At 35.8% G+C, this 19180-nt stretch carries 14 protein-coding genes; 6 read left to right on the top strand and 8 right to left on the bottom strand.

Annotation, left to right across the window (positions count from 1 at the left end):
* Positions 1 to 132: 132 nt before the first annotated feature.
* The 3 genes from prfB to J7604_RS14810 form a co-directional block, all read right to left on the bottom strand.
* Positions 133 to 1210 (bottom strand): peptide chain release factor 2 gene (prfB, locus tag J7604_RS14820; RefSeq protein ID WP_293897114.1). Its coding sequence is split into 2 segments (ribosomal slippage): positions 133 to 1149 and positions 1151 to 1210, totalling 1077 coding nucleotides; the frame shifts between segments, so codons are not numbered across the junction.
* A 53-nt stretch (positions 1211 to 1263) separates the two neighbouring features.
* A complete protein-coding gene (locus J7604_RS14815) occupies positions 1264 to 1815 on the bottom strand; it encodes a cob(I)yrinic acid a,c-diamide adenosyltransferase (protein ID WP_293897113.1) in 552 nt (183 codons plus the stop codon).
* A gap of 1 nt (position 1816) precedes the next feature.
* Positions 1817 to 4837: a hypothetical protein gene (locus J7604_RS14810; protein WP_293897112.1), complete on the bottom strand. Its 3021-nt coding sequence runs from the start codon at positions 4835 to 4837 to the stop codon at positions 1817 to 1819.
* 519 nt (positions 4838 to 5356) lie between these two features.
* On the opposite strand from J7604_RS14810, the gene J7604_RS14805 reads away from it, so the two are divergent.
* The 3 genes from J7604_RS14805 (at position 5357) to nagB (ending at position 10783) form a co-directional block, all read left to right on the top strand.
* The gene (locus J7604_RS14805; RefSeq protein WP_293897111.1) at positions 5357 to 6730 is read left to right on the top strand and encodes a sugar MFS transporter; all 1374 of its coding nucleotides are present in this window, start codon (positions 5357 to 5359) and stop codon (positions 6728 to 6730) included.
* 50 nt (positions 6731 to 6780) lie between these two features.
* A complete protein-coding gene (acs, locus tag J7604_RS14800; protein ID WP_293897110.1) occupies positions 6781 to 8691 on the top strand; it encodes an acetate--CoA ligase in 1911 nt (636 codons plus the stop codon).
* Positions 8692 to 8848: 157 nt separating this feature from the next.
* The gene (gene nagB, locus J7604_RS14795; RefSeq protein WP_293897124.1) at positions 8849 to 10783 is read left to right on the top strand and encodes a glucosamine-6-phosphate deaminase; all 1935 of its coding nucleotides are present in this window, start codon (positions 8849 to 8851) and stop codon (positions 10781 to 10783) included.
* Positions 10784 to 10815: 32 nt separating this feature from the next.
* Here the strand turns inward: nagB and J7604_RS14790 are convergent, their stop codons facing one another.
* From J7604_RS14790 to J7604_RS14780, 3 genes are all read right to left on the bottom strand, one after another.
* Positions 10816 to 12936: a sensor histidine kinase gene (locus J7604_RS14790; protein WP_293897109.1), complete on the bottom strand. Its 2121-nt coding sequence runs from the start codon at positions 12934 to 12936 to the stop codon at positions 10816 to 10818.
* A 121-nt stretch (positions 12937 to 13057) separates the two neighbouring features.
* A complete protein-coding gene (gene idi, locus J7604_RS14785) occupies positions 13058 to 13582 on the bottom strand; it encodes an isopentenyl-diphosphate Delta-isomerase (RefSeq protein WP_293897108.1) in 525 nt (174 codons plus the stop codon).
* 11 nt (positions 13583 to 13593) lie between these two features.
* Entirely contained in the window at positions 13594 to 14424 is an 831-nt protein-coding gene (locus J7604_RS14780; RefSeq protein ID WP_293897107.1) for a squalene/phytoene synthase family protein, read from the bottom strand.
* A gap of 253 nt (positions 14425 to 14677) precedes the next feature.
* Here J7604_RS14780 and J7604_RS14775 point away from each other — a divergent pair, with 253 nt between their 5' ends.
* The 3 genes from J7604_RS14775 (at position 14678) to J7604_RS14765 (ending at position 18262) form a co-directional block, all read left to right on the top strand.
* Positions 14678 to 16237 (top strand): tetratricopeptide repeat protein, encoded by a 1560-nt coding sequence (locus J7604_RS14775; RefSeq protein ID WP_293897106.1) that lies wholly within the window; start codon positions 14678 to 14680, stop codon positions 16235 to 16237.
* 104 nt (positions 16238 to 16341) lie between these two features.
* Positions 16342 to 17322, top strand: coding sequence for a polysaccharide deacetylase (locus tag J7604_RS14770; protein ID WP_293897105.1), 981 nt, complete (start codon positions 16342 to 16344; stop codon positions 17320 to 17322).
* Between the two features lie 175 nt (positions 17323 to 17497).
* Entirely contained in the window at positions 17498 to 18262 is a 765-nt protein-coding gene (locus J7604_RS14765) for an FkbM family methyltransferase (RefSeq protein WP_293897104.1), read from the top strand.
* Between the two features lie 65 nt (positions 18263 to 18327).
* Here J7604_RS14765 and J7604_RS14760 read toward each other — a convergent pair whose 3' ends face one another.
* Together J7604_RS14760 and J7604_RS14755 are read right to left on the bottom strand one after the other, a co-directional pair.
* Positions 18328 to 18699 carry a hypothetical protein gene (locus tag J7604_RS14760; protein WP_293897103.1) on the bottom strand — a complete coding sequence of 124 codons (372 nt, stop codon included), beginning with the start codon at positions 18697 to 18699 and terminating at the stop codon, positions 18328 to 18330.
* Between the two features lie 131 nt (positions 18700 to 18830).
* Positions 18831 to 19169 (bottom strand): four-helix bundle copper-binding protein, encoded by a 339-nt coding sequence (locus J7604_RS14755; RefSeq protein WP_293897102.1) that lies wholly within the window; start codon positions 19167 to 19169, stop codon positions 18831 to 18833.
* Positions 19170 to 19180: the final 11 nt, after the last annotated feature.

Here is a 19180-nt window from a genome sequence, read left to right as displayed (position 1 = left end):
GGCAAAGACATTCTACCATAACTAAAAGATAAGAAAGATAAAGGGGAAATGAATTTGTGAATGTTTCAAATTGAGGAGTGCCGGATAAAAGGGGATAAAAAAGCCCCTACTTTTGTCGGGGCTTTTCTGAGTTTATGCTTCCATTAAAAATCCTTTAATATATTCGTCAAGATCTCCATCCAGCACATTTTGTACATCGGTGCGTTCTATGCCTGTTCTCAAATCTTTAACAAGTTTGTAAGGATGTAATACATAGTTACGTATTTGTGACCCGAAATCTATTCGCTTCTTTGTGCTTTCTACAGCTGCTCTTGCTTCGTTTTTCTTGTCTACTTCTATTTGATAAAGTCTTGATTTTAAGAGTTTCAATGCCTTATCCTTGTTCTGCAGCTGAGAACGTTCCTGCTGACACTCGATAATAAGTCCTGAAGGCTTGTGTCTCAAACGCACTGCAGTTTCTACTTTGTTTACGTTCTGTCCGCCTGCTCCACCAGCTCTGAAAGTATCCCATTCGATGTCAGCTGGGTTAATATCGATTTCGATAGTGTCATCTACCACAGGATAGGCAAAAACACTGGCAAAGGAAGTATGTCTTCTTCCTCCTGAATCAAAAGGGGAAACTCTGACCAGCCTGTGTACTCCAATTTCAGATTTCAGATATCCGTAAGCAAAGTCACCGGTAATTTCCAACGTAACGGATTTTACTCCCGCAACCTCACCAGCCTGATAGTTGACTTCTTTTACACCAAACTTATGAGCTTCTGCCCACATGATATACATCCTCATAAGCATACCGGCCCAGTCATTACTTTCTGTTCCTCCTGCTCCAGGGTTGATTTCAATGATGGCACTTAACTGATCTTCCTCTCCACTAAGCATTTTTTTGAATTCAAGGCCTTCTACATCTTTGGTGACTTTGGCGAATTCCTTATCAATCTCAGCCTCTTCTACATCTCCAGCTTCATAAAACTCATATAACGTTTCAAAGTCATTAAATGAATTTTCAACTTGGTTGTAATAATCTGTCCAGACTTTTAATGACTTAATGGATTTAAGCGTTACTTCAGCCTCTTTGGGATTATCCCAGAAATTGGCTGCTGTGGTGATTTTTTCTGATTCTGCTATTTGTTCTACTTTGTTATCGTAGTCAAAGATACCTCCTCAAAGCAGCAACTCTGCCTTTTAGATCTTTGTATTGTTCGTTGGTCATATTTATTTTATATATGTATTAAAAAGATAATAACAAAATTTAAATCTCGCTGTTCAGGCTTTTCTGCCTTTCCAAACGTGCTCTTCTATGCCCAGTTCATGGGACATTTTTCTCGCAAGAACAAATAAGTAGTCAGAAAGGCGATTAAGATATATAATTATAATGTGGTCTACCGGATGTTGCTCATGCAAGGCAATCACGAGCCTTTCAGCTCTGCGACAAATACATCTGGTAATATGTGCATAGGAAACAGAAGGATGGCCTCCTGGTAGAATAAAGTTTTTTAAAGGAGAAAGTTCTCCTTCCATGATATCAATAGTAGCTTCCAATTTTTCCACATCCTTATTTAATACCTGAGGCAGTTTCATTTTTTCAGGATCCTTTCCTGCTGCCAATATAGCACCTATAGCAAAAAGCTTTTCCTGAATCTCTTCAAGAAGGTCGGTCCTTACTTTATTTACCTCTTGATCTCTCACCAATCCAAGATAGGAATTAAGCTCGTCAATCGTGCCATAAGCTTCTATTCTTATGTCAGATTTGGAAACTCTTCCTCCTGATAAAAGACTTGTCTGACCCTGATCTCCTGTCTTGGTATATATTTTCATGTTATTCAGCGTCTTGGTTTTTCTTAACCTCTTCCTGGAAGGCTTTAGTGAATTGTGAAAACTCTGAAGGACTCACGTATAGTTTCAAGTCTTCAAGGATACTTTCTCCATAAGAAACAAGGTTTATTCTTACTGCTTGTAGGGCGTATGCTTTAATAAGTGGAACACTGTATTTGTTAATTTCGATCCCTTTTAGAAGAATGTCATAAGCCTTTTCGGACTGATTATTTTTTTGATAAAATAAAGCGGCAGCGATTCGCACCTCTTCATTGAATGGGTTTAATTGCAATGCCTTGTTAAAATTCAACATTGCATCTTTCGTATTATTCTTTGCTTCATCATACAATGCAGAAAAAAATGGCTTAAGCTTTGAATCTCTTTCATTCAGGTAAACTTTAGAGATCTGCTTGTTGAGTTCCTCATATTCGCCTTTATGTGCCAGGTATTTCAAATATGTCCTGTTTAAAAGGCTTTGAGCATCATTTTCCTGTTTCTCAATTACACCCAGAGCACCAAAGAAATAGTCCGCCTCCTGTATTTTATTTTGAGAAAGATAAAATTCCATGAGATCTGCAGTGACTTCTATCTTTGCGTTTCCACGTGACATAGATTTAAAAAGCTCTTTTATTTGCTCTGTAGTTAAAGAACCTTTTTTATAATGGATGAACTGAAGCTTCAACTCATCAGTCCAATTTTTAACATCTTCAATACCAGATGTATTAATGATTAGAAGCAGGTTCTCAGTAATTTTATTTATGTTCTTGTCTGGAACTGAACTTAATTGCATCAGTATGATTTTGCTACCTTCAAAATCTCCGGTTTCCATAAGTGAAATGGCATAATATAGAATATTGGAGCTTTTAAGTTCTGTTTTGCTTTGTGAGAAATAGTCGATGGCAACCTTATAGAGATCGTGCTGCATCATCCAAAGGCCAAGAACAGAATTATATGTCGGAGCAAAAGAAGAATTTAATCTGATGTTGTCAAGTATTTCCTTCCCTTTCAAACCTTCATTATTGTAATAGTAATATAATCCAGATAAATAAGTGAGTTGTTCCTTATAATCTTCATTTCCTTGCCATTTTGCAAATGATTTGATCTGATCAAGGATCTCCTTGTTACCATATTTCAGATGGTTTAATGTTATATTGTTCAGATAGGAAAATGATTCCAGAGATAAAATACTGTCATTGATAAAGTTTTTTGTTAATCCTGACTGGTATTTTTTACCATTGAAATTAAGGATAGAAAGCTTATTGGTTTGATAAGCAATTGCATCTTCAAAGAGTCCTTGACTGCTTATTGAATCGGCTTCTGTGGTAAGTCCTTTTCTGGTAAGGAAATTCAAAATATTGCCAGCAGCTACAGACTTATTCTCTTTAAGATTTTTCTCACTCTGGGTCAAATGAAAATAGGTGGAATCTGACATGCTTTTATTCATATATAGCAGGCCAAGATTGTTTTGAATCATGCCATTATCAGGGAATTTCTGTAAAGCTTCCTGAAGGGTAAAAAGTGCAGGAAAGAACATGTTCTCCTGAAAATATATTCTGCTGAGATTAACGTAAGCCTCTGCCATAGGTCTTTTTACATTGGCCGAAGCGAAATAGTCAACAGCTTCTCTTTTGTTATTTTCTTTTTCTGCAATCACTCCAAGTGAGTAGTTGCTGCGATGGTTCTGAAAGTCATTAATGACGCCTTCTCTATAATAATGTTTAGCTAGAAGAATATTTTGTTCGTGAAGATAAACATCACCTATTCCATTATTATATCCTGACAGGCACAAGTAGAATGCAAATCTGTTTGAATACAAAAAGAGCGCTAGCACTACTACGAATCCAATACCTCTTACCATGAAGAATGGAAGTCTTTTAGGCTGGTAAACGACATCATAGACCTTCACATTTCTTGGAAAAAGGTCATAAAAATTATAGATGATGTATAGGAAATAGGTGGCGCCTATTCCAAGATGTGAGTATATAATAGCATACTCGATAGACTCCTTCAGCGGATCATTTGCGGAAATGAATGCATAACCGCACACAGAAAGGGAGACAATCGCTAACCCTATATAAAAATATGCTCCAAAGGGACGGAATGGGATAATATCATAGAAAAGAGGAGCTCTTTTTTTGTATCCCCAAAGTCCGACAATAGCGGAAATCAGAAATATCCAAAATGCATTTAAGATCAGGCTATCCCATTGGATAATCAACATCTTCTTGAGTAGTAGGAGTAATAGATTACCCAGGTATAAAGCACTTATGATGATGAAATTTAAAATAGAATTTTTGCCTGACATATTTTTGGAGCCGGCAGTGAGAAATACAAAACTGTTAATAATCTCAAAGGAGATTAAAAATAAAAATAGCATTGTAAGGGCAATTGGAACAGCTATTCCGAAATTGGCCATATAATAAAATGGATTGCTTACATCACTGAATTTTCCTATTATAATACCGAGGATTAAAGTAATAATTGTAAATACACCAAGCCTTATAGAAAATGCAGTATTTTTTTTAAATGCCTGGAAATAATAACTGGGGATAAGGTAAATCACTAACATGCCTGCCAGAAATTGATTTCCGTATATTTTAAAAACTCCAAGTAAATCTGTTTTAAGAGTTGATAAAAATAAGGTGAAGACAAGCATCGCCGCTCCATACCAGATAAGGTCAAGATATGTAAAGGTCGTTAATAACAATAGTATTGCTGCCACGGAAAGACCAAAGTAAATATAGGAGGTCAGGGGATAGAGATGAAGATTACTTCCTTTGAAAGTTTGGGATAGGAGATAACTGTCAGACTCAACAGTGTATTTAAAAAGGTGCTTGACGAATGTGTCAACTGGAGTATTTAATGTTTCGGCATTAGAATCAACTTCCCATTGGATAACCAGTTTGTCCTCAAGATACCATCCGGTAAAGAAGTATATCGAAGCAAAAACCGACAGACCCATCGCTGAAATAAAAACTAACTTTTGACTTTTTTTCCAGGACTTCCAGAAATAAATATTATTCATCTTACCTCACATTATTATTAATTGGCAAACTTAAATCTTTAATCGGGTAAATAAAAATTGACATCATTGGAGAATGGCAAATAGTTGTAAGTGGTTAAAGCTGAAAGTTTAAAGTGAAAAGTTAATAGTTGAGTTCGGAAGATAAGGAATCTCGTCAAGCTCAGGAGGGAAGTATTTTGTCTAAAGCAATAGATGGTGTTTTGTAGGGTAAATAGGATTTGCTGAATAATTGTTTTAAACTTATTGGTAGGTTTTATGTAGTTTATCAGATCATCAATGCTGGATTTTTTGGTGAATTAACTTTCATATTCTTCAGGAGAAGGATTTAGGATGAGGCCTTTTTAGGACTTTCATAAAAACAAAGGTTTGAAAATCTTGATGATCTGAAAAAATGTTGTTTTTTTGGGAAATAATTAGGTAGGAATTGAGTATACAAAGGTACTCAGTAAATACCAAAGGACTTAATGTCTCAATTTATCTGAATTTTATAGGTAACTTTTAAAATATTAAATCTAAAGTATGGCCACATTCGGCAAAGATTCCAAACCCGTTGAGATTTCGGGAAATGAAAATACCAATTACAGCGTTCCATTGGCGCTTATGGTATCACTGTTCTTTATGATTGGTTTTATCACCGTAATGAACGATGTCCTGATTCCTAGCTTAAAAGGGTTGTTTGAACTTCGGACCTGGCAAGCAATGCTTATTCAGTTTTGTTTTTTCGGTGCATATTTTCTCATGTCAATTCCATCTGGTTATCTAATTGAAAGAATAGGCTATAAAAAGGGACTGGCAATTTCTCTTTCAGTAATGGGAGGAGGGCTACTGCTATTTGTGCCGGCGAGCATTATTATTTCTTATCCTTTTTTTCTATTAGCTCTTTTTATTGTAGCGGTTGGATTGACTATTTTACAGGTAGCTATCAACCCCTATATTGTTGCTTTAGGTCCCGAAGAAACAGGGGCATCCAGACTGAACCTAGGTGGGGCACTCAATTCAACAGCAACTTTTATTGGTCCTATTATTGGGGGAGCTTTTATTTTTAATCCAGACTTAATTGACACCAGTGAAAAAGCTGCAGCAGTGAGAGGACCTTATATTGGTCTTGCCTTGTTAACCTTTGGAATTGGTGTTATTCTCTACTTTTTAAAACTACCTAAAATAAAGTCGGAAGTTGAAAAGGGTGAAAAATTAGAGGGAAGTATTTTAGATTTTGGTCACTTAATTTCAGGGGCCGGAGCAATATTTTTTTATGTCGGAGCAGAGGTAGCGATAGGAAGTATCTTGATTTTATATCTTGTGGAAGATAATTTGATAAGAGCTTCTTCAGATATACTTTCACAATTCAAAGAAGAGTCACTGGCGTCTTCTCTTTTGTCATATTATTGGGGTAGCGCAATGATTGGGAGGTTAATAGGAAGTGCAATTGGTCAAAAAGTCAGGGCTGAAATCATGTTGCGTATTGTCGCTTTTTTAGCAATTCTGTTTGTAGGCATAAGTGTTACAGGTTTATTTGATGCCGACTTTATAAGCATAAAGATAATGGTACTGGATTTCGATCTTGATTTTCCAGTCGCTTTTAAGAAAATAGAAATTCCATTTTCAATTTTATTATTGATCCTTGTTGGTTTGCTCAACTCTGTAATGTGGCCTTGTATTTTTCCGCTTTCACTTGCTGGTTTGGGAAAGTTTACTAGCAAGGGGTCCGGTATTTTAGTTACAATGGTTGTTGGAGGGGCGATTATACCTTTGATTCAAGCTGGGCTTGCTGAAAAAGTAGGCTATACTTCTAGCTTTTTGGTGGTTCTGCTATGTTATTTATATATTTTCTACTTTTCAGTAAAAGGGTATAAAAACACCAAAATTCTGGCTTCCGGTGAAGCAGTACAATAATAATCTCGAATTAATAGCTATTTAAAAAATTATAAATTTTTATTCAGTTTATGGCATATAAAATCAACAATCTGCAAGAATACCAAGCAGAGTATGCTGCAAGTGTTAAAGATCCGGAAGCATTCTGGGCGAAGCAGGCAGACAGGTTTCAATGGAAGAAAAAATGGGATAGGGTGTTGGACTGGAATTTCTCTGAGCCCGATGTAAAATGGTTTTCAGGAGGTCAACTTAATATCTCCGAAAACTGTCTTGACAGACATTTAAAGGATAAAGGGGATAAAATTGCATTTTACTGGGAGCCTAATGAGCCTTCGGAAGCTGGACGCTCTATCACCTATAAGGAATTACATACTGAAGTTTGTAAGTTCTCAAATGTGCTGAAGTCATTAGGTGCAAAAAAAGGAGAAAGAATCTGCATATATATGCCAATGATCCCTGAAGTTGTTGTTGCAGTCCTGGCTTGTGCCCGCATTGGTGCTATTCATTCTGTCGTATTTGCTGGTTTTAGCGCAGCTTCTCTTTCTGACAGGATAAACGATGCCAAAGCAGAATTAGTCATAACATCAGACGGTTCATTCCGAGGCAATAAAACCATTGCAATCAAAGACATTGTAGATGAAGCCCTGCAAAATAGCCCTGGAGTTAAGAATGTGATTGTTTACAAGCGTACTGGACAACCTGTAAAAATGAAATCTCCCAGAGATCTTTGGTGGAATGAATTAATGGAGAAAGCTAGTACTGTGCATGAGGCTGTAGCGGTCGAGAGTGAAGACCCATTATTCATTTTATATACTTCAGGCTCCACCGGTAAACCAAAAGGAGTTGTTCACACAACTGCCGGATACATGGTGTTTTCAGAGTACTCTTTCAGTAATGTATTTCAATGCGAAAAAGATAGTATTTACTGGAGTACAGCGGATATTGGCTGGATTACTGGACATAGTTATATTGTTTATGGACCTCTCCTTGCCGGGGTAACAAGCGTGCTGTTTGAAGGCATTCCTACCTATCCCTCTCCTGGAAGGTTTTGGGAAGTGGTAGATAAATATAATGTAACGCATTTTTATACAGCTCCGACGGCTATAAGATCTTTGATGGCTTGTGGACTGGAACATGTTACTCCTCACAAACTTGACAGCTTGAAAGTGCTAGGTTCTGTAGGTGAACCAATAAACGAAGAAGCATGGCACTGGTATGATGATCATGTGGGAAAGAACAATTGTCCTATTGTGGATACTTGGTGGCAGACAGAAACAGGTGGAATACTTATTTCCCCTCTGGCTGGAATTACTAAAACAAAGCCATCTTATGCAACCCTTCCATTACCGGGTATACAGCCTGTGATCGTGGATAGTGAGGGTAAGGAACTTGAGGGTAATGACGTGGAGGGAAATCTTTGTATCAAATTCCCATGGCCTTCAATTATACGGACAACTTATGGAGACCATGAACGTTGCCGTCAGACATACTTTTCAACTTATAAAAATCTTTATTTCACTGGTGATGGATGCCGCCGAGATGAAGATGGTTATTATAGAATCCTGGGCAGGGTAGATGATGTGATAAATGTCTCTGGCCATAGAATGGGAACTGCAGAAGTGGAAAATGCAATCAATGAAGATGAGACTGTTATTGAGTCAGCTGTTGTCGGGTATCCACACGATATAAAAGGACAGGGCATTTATGCTTTTGTGATCTGTGAGGATGTAGACAAAGATCATGAACAAATCAGACAAAGTATTCTCGCAACAGTAGCCAGAATTATAGGGCCTATTGCTAAACCTGATAAAATTCAGATTGTAAGTGGATTACCTAAGACCAGATCTGGGAAAATCATGAGAAGGATCCTGAGAAAAATTTCTGAAGGAGATGTTTCCAATTTAGGAGATATTTCTACTTTGCTGGACCCCAATGTAGTAGAAGAAATAAAAAAGGGTGCTTTGGTTCCATTAAAAGGATAAGGAGAAACTCCCATCAAATGCAATCGTAAAGATCAAACTAAAATTAAAGAATACGGTTCAAATAGAATAAAGAAAAACAGGTTGATATATGAGTGAGGCTTCAGTAAAAGGATCTACTATCAATTCAGAAAATGGTATACTGAACAGTAATGATAAAATGGCTGTCTTAATACCTGATTCAGAATTGTCTAAGCGTTTTGAAAAAGTGCCCACGGCAATTTTTTCAAATGCCGGAATTGCTTCAAAAGTTGTAGCTATAGAAATAGCACAAATTATAAGAAGCAAGCAAATGCTGAATAAGCCATGTATACTGGGATTGGCTACAGGTTCTACACCTAAAGGTGTATACAAAGAGCTTATTCGAATGCATAGAGAAGAGGGATTAAGTTTTAGGAATGTGATTACATTTAATCTGGATGAATATTATCCAATGCAGCCTGATTCTTTGTATAGCTATGTGAGATTTATGAAGGAGCAACTGTTCAACCATGTAGATATACTTCCTGAAAACTGTCATATTCCTGATGGTACTCTTAGCAAAGAACGGATTGCTTCATTTTGCAGGGACTACGAAAGTAGAATTGAAATGAATGGAGGAATCGATTTTCAGCTATTGGGAATAGGAGGAAATGGTCACATTGGATTTAACGAACCTGGTTCAACTTCAAATAGTAAAACAAGACTGGTAGCGCTGGACCATAGCACCCGTGCAGCAGCTTCTCAGGAGTTCAATGGATTACACAATGTCCCAAGGACTGCTATTACTCTTGGTGTATCAGCTATTCTTCATGCAAAAAGAGTGGTCCTTATGGCACTTGGAGAACATAAAAGCAGAATTGTTAAAGCATCTATAGAAGGTCCGGTTTCAGAGCATGTGCCTGCTTCATATCTGCAAAACCATCCTCATGCTACTTTTATTTTGGATGAAGCTTCTGCTACGGATCTTACTCGCGTTAAAACACCTTGGCTGGTAGATACATGTATTTGGGATAAAAAGCTTATTAAAAAAGCTGTCACCGGACTTGCGGTATCTCTGAAAAAGCCAGTATTAAAGTTGACTGATAAGGACTATAACGATAATGGAATGGGGGAACTTGTGGCTCAGCATGGTCCTGCCTATGATATTAATCTGGAAGTATTTAATCAGTTACAGAATACTATCACTGGTTGGCCTGGAGGCAAGCCAAATGCTGATGACAGTAAGAGACCAGAGAGGGCATTACCCGCGGTTAAAAGAGTATTGATTTTTAGCCCACACCCTGATGATGATATCATCTCTATGGGGGGGACGTTTATGAGACTTCAGGACCAAGGTCATGACGTTCATGTAGCATATCAGACATCTGGAAATATCGCTGTCTCAGATGAAGAAGCCCTTAGATATGCTGATTTTGTAACTGGTTTTGATCAGAAGTTTGGTTTGAATAACTCGGAGATAGATGCTATTTATCAAAATGCAAAAGAATTTCTGAAGAATAAAAAACAAAGCGAAAAAGATATTGACGAAGTGCGTCAGATAAAGGGATTAATAAGGGTATCTGAAGCCAAGGCTACTTGCAGATTTGTCGGTATTCCGGATAATAATGTTCATCTAATGAACCTTCCTTTCTATGAAACAGGCATGGTTCAGAAGAAACCTTTGGGTGAAGAAGATATACAATTGACAGTAGATTTGATCAAACAAATCAAACCTCATCAGATATATGCTGCAGGAGATCTTGCAGATCCGCATGGCACACATAAAGTATGTCTCGACGCTGTATTTGAGGCTCTCAGAAGATTAAAAGATGATCCTGAAAATCAGGACTGGATTAAAGATTGTTGGTTGTGGCTATACAGAGGAGCATGGCAGGAGTGGGATATACATCAGATAGAAATGGCAGTTCCAATGAGCCCTGATCAGGTATTGAGAAAGAGATACGGCATTTTCAAACATCAGTCACAGAAAGATGGTGTAGTGTTTCAAGGGTCTGATTCACGAGAGTTCTGGCAGAGGGCAGAAGAAAGAAATAAAGCAACAGCAGACCTATACAACAAATTAGGCCTGCCAGAATATGAAGCTATTGAAGCATTTGTAAGGTATTTATACTAGGATACTTTTAAATAGAGAAGTCATTCATAATTTTAATTCTTCTGATGAATGACTTCTTCATATTCTGCAGATGTATCCACATTTTTTTGATTAGGTATCACAACAGAAAAGCAGGAACCTTTTCCTGGTTCGCTTGATAAAGAAATTTTTCCATTAAGCTTTTCCAAAGCTATCTTCACAATATAGAGCCCTAATCCTGTTCCATTTGAGTTCTCATTAGCTTTGCAAAACATTTCAAATATCTTAGTATGATACTCTCCGGATATTCCTAATCCGTTATCTATAAAGACCAATTTGGCTTCCTCATCATTGCAGGTTATTTCTATTTTCAGAAAACTTTCAGATTTTTCGCAATCTCTGTATTTGATTGGGTTTTCGATGAGATTTTGAATAATAGATTTAATTAAATTTTTATCCGAATGAAATTTCTCGGTTTCATTTATATGTATATCAAATGTCATGAATGGAAATTCCGGAAAATTTTTAAAGCTTGACAGAGCATCTGCTACCATTAGATTAAAGTCTATTACTTCATAGGAAAGATTTGTTTTTTTTACTTTTGTGATTGAAAGAAGGTCAAATAAAAGCTTATCAAGTTTCTCTGAACTTTTAAGTATATGCTGCATGTAAGGTTCTGCAGAAGGATCCTGTATGTCTTTCATTCCGATTTTTGTCAAAGCTATAATTGACTTTAAAGGTCCTTTAATGTCATGAGAGGCTTTGAATACAAAAGTATCCAGTTCGATATTTTTTTCCTGAAGTTCCCTGGTTCTCTCTGCAACCTGCGCCTCCAGCTCCTTAGTGATTTTTTCATTCAACGCTTCATTCTTTTTGTATTCAAGAATGAGCTGATCTTTTAAGACCTGATTTTCTTTCAGCTCTTGAATCATTGATTTTTGTGCGCGTTCCTTTTCTCTTTTAATAGTACGGAACCTGTCAGCAAGTGCAAATGAAAGTAATACGACTTCAAACGTGATCCCATAATTGAAGCTATAGGTAGTGAGTATATTGGGTTTTACAATAGATAACACCTGCAGTATTTTAATAATGATACTTACACAAATGAATGTATATGCGATAATAAATATCCTTGCAGGATAATACCCTCTTATAGCCATGTAGAGTGTGCAACAGAGCACAACAAGAAATGGAATTGCATAAAATATGTAGGATGGAAAATTGAATTTTATATAAATGAAGTTCAATGAAAAGAAAAGGAAATAAATAGCAACTGTTCCGAAAACAACAAGTCTTATCGCAGGAAATCTTCTTTTTAATCCCATAAAGGAATCAAAATAGAATACAGAACTACAGAGGAATAAAGATGGAGCGATATACTTATACAAAAAAGGTATGATTTCAGGATAGTTCTTCCAGATAAATTGAAATCCAAACCCATCTTCAGTGAGGGACAGGAGTATAGCAGTGAACACATATATCACATAATAAAGATATACCTTTTCTTTAGTGCTAGTATATATCAGCGCATTGTATAATGTTATTATAAGTAGAATTCCATAATAAATGCCTAAATATAGATACTCATGAGTGGCATAATATGAGAACTGCTGCTGGCTTCTGATCTTAAACTGAAAAGGCACATGATGCTGAGACTTTAGTCTTAATAAGAGTTTGTAGTTATGGTTTGGTTTTAATGGAAGATCAAAAATGATATTTTTGGTTGGATAGTCTCTTTCATAAAAGGAATATTTTTCACCTGTTTTTTTGAATTCCGTTAGTTTCCCATCCTCAATAAGATATAGATCAACTTCTTCAGAGTGTATTGCCAGGACTTCCAATATCCATTTGTTTTTCTGATATGCTTTAAAATGAATATCTGTGTTAATCCAGTATGAAGAAGTGGGATTGTAGTTATAAAGTTTTTGTTTTGTGGGAATTATTAGAAGTGAAGATTTAGCTGGGTCTATGAAATCTTCATAGGCAAGGCGGTCTGAAGGATCTTCTGTAATTGAAAAATGTCTTTCGGATATTGAATAATCAAACCTATTATCAGTAATAATAACTGGATTTTTGGTGCTTGCATATAAGCTACGAGTAGAGCAAATTATAGCCAGTAGCCCCAAAAGCAATTTTAGGGATGCTGATAATCCTGTTTTCTTAAAGTATTCAAGTAAAAATTGTATCTCCCACATAAAAGTATTTTACTGGATAAATAAATTGATTGTGGTTCTCTATATATAGAAGAACTAAGCATAACACTTATCATGAGGAAATGTTTAAAAAAATGAAGAATTAATTTCCGGCGTACAGTAATTACCTTTTTTGGTTCACATATTGTTCAATCTTAGGAAAGCAAATCACAAACCATTTGGTATATCTCTCGGGGTGCTCAATAATGTCCAGTTTCAGTTCTTCGAGTTTTACAAATTTCCAGTCTTCAACTTCTTCAGGATTTATATTGGGAAGGCCATCAAATCTGCCCGCAAAAACATGGTCAAATTCATATTCAGTGAGCCCGTTATCCAATTCAGCTTTGTATATGAATGAAAAGATTTTATGAAGGTTGGTGGTAAATCCCATTTCTTCAAAAAGCCTTTTCTCCGCCTCTTCGGAAATAAGAGTTCCAGGAGCAGGATGACTGCAGCAGGTATTTGTCCACAAACCTCCGGAGTGATATTTCGAAGTTGCCCTTTTTTGTAATAGAAGTTCATTGGCAGAGTTAAAAATAAAAATAGAGAAAGCTCTGTGAAGCTCACCTTTTTGGTGGGCTTCCATCTTTTCCATTAATCCTTTTTCAGAATCATTTTTATCTACCAATATAACAAAGCTATTTGTCAAGCAGATATAGTTTAAAGTAAGTTCAACCTCTGTTTTATTAAAGAATCAAGGGCTAATATAAATTTTCTGTTATATGAAATCCCAATTTTGCTCACTATTATTTTTTCCAATGAAAGTTTTTTAATCTTTTTAAATAAAGCATTGTAATATGCGAATACAATATAAATTGCTCTTTGACTACCTTGTGGGAGTTTCTTTATGTTTTCTTTTACTACTTTAAGGTCAGCCTCTATAGATAGTTCCATAGCTAATTTCATTTCTTCTGAAAGCCAGTCAGAATGGATCCCGATCGATGTTCCTCTATTATAATGTAGCTTAGAGGAATTCTTTAGCCTATTAAGCTTTAAGATTGCAGAAGAAAACTTTTTAGCAGGTGTTTCAAGTGTTTCATATAATTGATGATTGCCATCACATAGAACTTTTAAAATCATTAAACCAAGGGCTTCCGTAGCGCCTGTGGTATATAATTCAAAATGTTTAGAATCGGCTGGTAGTTGATAGATTTTTAATTCAATACCTTTTAAAAATTTGCTTACCAGAGCTGTATCAATTCGGAATTTGTTTATTACCATTTGAAAACTATTGAGAATAGGATTCAAGCTGAACCGTCTTGCAATAGCTTTATAAGTTTCATTACTATAATCTGAAAGTAATTCTTTTTTGTCTCTGTTTTCAAGGCTGTTTACTATTTCTTCTGCTAAAGTCGCGAAGGCATAGATGCTATATATGCTTTCCCTTAATTGGTGGCTTAAAGCTTGTATCCCAATGGAGAAACCAGATCTGTAAGTCTTAGATAGATCTTTGCTGCAATTGGATGAGACTTGATCAAACAGATTACTCATAGTCAAAGTCTTTAATGATGGCTGTTTTGGATGACAATCAAATAGATTTTAAGAATGGATATCTACTATTTATAAATGAGAGATATGTTGCCAAACTGTATGGAGGGAAAATTGTTCTGCGTTCTTTAATAGGCATCTCTCACATAAGTATTATAGAAGTATTTTGAATATTATTTGTTTTAAGTACCAGAATTTCTTCTTAATTTTCAAACTGTTAAAAACTTTTTCACATTGCTTAATTAAGTACAAATTTATGACTAAATTATCCATAATTGCAGCAATTGCTAGTTTAAGCTCCTTTTGTGCATTGGCTCAAGTACCATCTTATGAAGGGAAAATTTATAATATGCAAGGTAAAAGTGCAGCTGCTTGGGACTTCAAGAACGATAAACAGAAGTTTTTATCGGACAGCGATTCTGAAAAAGACCTTGTAAATCTTACTGATAGTATTGACCTACCTGCTTTTAAGCTAAACTTTACAAGTAAAAATCAGACTTCATTTGTAGTAGCGGAGATCGCTAGCCCTGCTTCCATATCTTTCGCTGAAATACAGAAGATCTATTCAGCGGGAAAAGCATTGGTTTCACTTAAAGAGATTAAGAGCCAGAGTTATTATGTAGCAAGACTAAGAGGAGGAGAAGAATATATAGTACTTCGCTTTGATAATATATCAGACGATAAGAAATCTTTGGCTACTGGTGGTGATAATCTTGATTATATCAGTTTTACATATTGGAAGGGTTATTTAAGCTCTAAACAGCTCACTGATTTAAAAAAGGAAGCTTTGGAAGAGCTGAAAAAGGGTAATTATATGTCGGCCTTGCAAAAAGCGGAAACTTTATCAAAGAATGATAAAGAGAGCTATGAAGCCTATTATGTATCTGCGATAGCAAAGTCTGAATTAGGTGATATTGAGGGCGCAATAGAAGATTTCAATAATTGTATTCGTCTTAAACCAGACTATACAGAGGCGTATATTAAAAAGGGGATAGCTGAAAGCAAAAGTGGTATGAGGTCTGAAGCGATTGAAGATTTTACTGCAGCTTTAAAGCAAGACTCCTCTAAAGTGGAAGCGCTTATACATAGAGGTCATGAATATTATCTCTATAGCAGATATTCTGATGCCATTGCAGACTTCACCAAAGTGATATCCAAAGATCCTCAGAATTTCCAGGCATATTATCAAAGAGGTTTAGCAAGAAATGAATACGGAAAATATGAAGAGGCTATAACTGATTTTACTAAAACAGTGGAACTGTATCCTAAATACAATTATGCCTTTTTCTATCGCGGGTTTGCAAAGAGTGCTCTGTATCGATATGCTGAAGCCTCAGCAGATTATGATAAAGTTATAGAGTTGGATCCTAATGATAAAGTAAGCTATTTTAACAGAGGTAATTGCAAGAGAGAATTGAAAGATTTTACTGCAGCTATTGCTGATTATAATAAAGCTATTGAACTTGATCCTAAGTTTAATGATGCTTATTTCGAAAAAGCTCATTCAAGATTTTTATCCGGAGATGTAAAATTAGCTGTTTCGGAGTATAACAACATCATAGAAAAGTTTCCAAATAACAGTCAGGCATATTTCAACAGAGGATTGTTTAATCTTCAGTTAAAGAAAGATCAGGAAGCTTTATCAGATTTTACAAAAGCAATAGAATTAAATCCGAAAGATGGTGAGGCATTTCATAACAGGGCTGTTGCCAAAGAGCAACTTGGAGACGAAAGTGCATGTGTTGATGCTAAGAAAGCGGTAGAACTTGGAGATAAAGAAGCGGCTGATTTGGTTAAATCTATATGCGGTAAATAATCACTAATAAATTATAATGCAAAGAGGCGGTTAATCCGCCTCTTTTTGTTTCAGCATATAATAAACATCATTTTGTCTGAAGTGTATATTTATAAATTTCAGATATGGTGCTTAAAATCTTCATTTGTCTCTTACTCGTTTCTGTATGTTTATCCTCAGTCAGGTATGAAAATAGCTGGCCGGAGAAATATCAGGTTTACTTTGCTGTTTATATAGATGGTTTAAAATCAGAAAAGAAACTCATCCTGAGAAAATTTATTCGGGATAGGAAAGAACATTTTTTAATAGTCGATCCCAATACTCTGAATACAGACATAATCGCAGCTCGGAAGAGATTCTCTCAAAAGATCACATGGGAAGAGGTGAATTCTGAATTTAAAAATTCTCCATATATCAGGTTAATCAATAGTTCAATTAATAATAGCAGCAATCTTCAGGATGCTGGTATTACTCACGTAATGCCCGACCAGAAAGGTATTGATCTTACCATCGATCTTTGTCCATCTCATAGACCTCTTGATAAAAGAATTTTTACTTCAATAATATCAGAATTTGAAAAGTTTGATCATCCTGTTCCCCTAGCTATTTCTGTCTCTGGTTTGTGGATGGAAAAACACCATGAAGATCTTGAATGGCTTAAAGGGTTGGTAAGAGAGAAGAAGATCACAGTTGAATGGATTAACCATAGCTTTCATCATAGGGTAAATGTAAATGAACCGCTTAAGGAAAATTTTCTATTAGAGAAAAACACAAACATAAGTGAAGAAATACTCGATACAGAAAGGGAAATGATCGAAGAGGGATTGATACCTTCCTGTATGTTTAGATTTCCTGGTCTTGTTTCGGATAAAAAACTATATGAAAAAGTAACAGCATTTGGTCTTTTGCCTATTGGTACAGACGCCTGGCTTGCTAAGGGACAGAAAGCGTATAATGGAAGTATTGTGTTGATTCATGGAAATGGAAATGAGCCGGTAGGTGTAAATGATTTTTTAAACCTTATAAAAAACGAGGGATCTAAGGTCAAGGCGGGAGATTGGTTACTCTTTGATCTAAGGCAAAGCCTTACCAATGAAATGCGCTGATAACATTAAAGTAACATAGATTGTTAGTTGAAATATTTATTTTAATCTGATTTTAATTTGTTCATTACCAGGTTGCTAGGAAGTTATTTTTAAATCTTTTTAAACTTCAATTAGAAAAACTGAACTTCATCCTTTACCCTATTTAACAAATGGTATTTTAATATTCTTATTATTAATGATGAGAGTTTTAATGAAAGGAGGGTTGATGAAAAGGGTTATTAAAGCTTATCTTCAAAAACTACTGGGATTCAGATATTATTTACACCTGTTTTCCTTGTATAAAATCTATTCACTAAGGGTAGACAAAGCGGAGAAAGATTTTCTACACTTTATCAAGCTTATCCCTAAGGATGGAATTATACTGGATATAGGTGCTAATATCGGACTCATGACAGTAACACTTGCTAAAAAATTTCCAGAATCTACTGTTTATTCATTTGAGCCGATACCATATAATCTGGGAACGTTGAATCAGAATATCGAGTTGTTTAAACTTGATAATGTTGAAGTGTTTCCAATGGCTTTGGGAAATGAAGATAGTGAAATTGACATGGTGATGCCTGTTGTAAATTCTGTAAAGATGCAAGGATTATGTCACGTAATCCATGATGCTATTCCGAAAAGCAGTGAGGGGGAAACCTTTTCAGTGCCACTTAGAAAACTGGATAGTATCAAACATCTCAAAGATGCTTCTCAAGACATTGTGGCTATTAAGCTGGATGTTGAGCACTTTGAATGGGCAGTTCTTGAAGGAGCTCGCGAGATATTAGACAAACACAAGCCCGTTATCTATTGTGAATTGGGCGAAAACGAAAATAGAACCAAAAGTATGGAAGTATTATGCGGACTCGGATACAAGGCAAAAATTGTTGAAGGTAATGACCTGGTTGATTTTGATCAGGAGGTACATAAAGCTACAAACTTTATTTTTATGCATTAGCATATGAAATAGTCGAAAGCGAAAGGGCAGGGTTTTAAAGCCTTGCCCTTTTTTTTATCTCAGAATTATTTTTTTAAGATCTTCTGTTTTACTTCCCTTACTTTTTGTAATACACCTTTTTCTTCCAGGTAAGCCATGGTATTGCGGTAGTATACTGGTCCATGAGTTTGGAATTTTTCTTTAAGAATTTTTTCAAATATTTCGAATACAATAAAACCTATTAGTATAGATGCAACCCATTCAAGCTCGGAAAAAGCTGATTTGCTGATGATTGTTTTCTTGGCTCTCAGTCCCCAAAGGTTTTTAAAGCTTTTGGTTTCAAAGAAATGAGAAACTAATGTACTTGCCCAGGTCCCGACTACAAATCCAAGTAGCCTTCCTGAAAGAATACTATACAGATAGTTTAGAAGTACATCTTTGGAAAAGTATTTTTTCATAGGTGATTAATCCAGAGTCAATTTGGTTTATTCTGAAACGACAGAATCCAACACTTGTTTCACCTAAATAAAAGAGGTTTTTTTGAAAACGGGAAATCTTCGTGGGGTAAAATATGAAAATAAAAAGTATTCTATAGTGAGTGTTGATGTGCATAGCTTTCGCAGGTCACCTGACATTCATGACAAGCCTCAGCACAGCTTTTGCAAAGTGAAATCTCAGGATGTTTTTCACACTCAGCAGCACAGAGCCTGCAGATCTCAATGCATACCTCCAGTTGTTTGTCAAGAACTACAGATCCTCTTACCGATAATTCCCCTGTAATATTTGTAATTCCAGCGCAGTCAAGAGTAAGTTTGGCACAAATGGAATATTTTTCAAAGTTATTTTCCATTAAACATGCTGCTGCACATTTTTTACATACTATTGAACATGCTGAAAGTATCTCTATAAGTTCATCCTGACTAACCATATTTTGTTTTC

It is taken from the genome of Sporocytophaga sp., assembly GCF_017745095.1.
Classification (GTDB): Bacteria; Bacteroidota; Bacteroidia; order Cytophagales; family Cytophagaceae; genus Sporocytophaga.
Note: the sequence above shows the minus strand (reverse complement) of the source record. Positions and strands in the feature narration are given on the sequence as shown.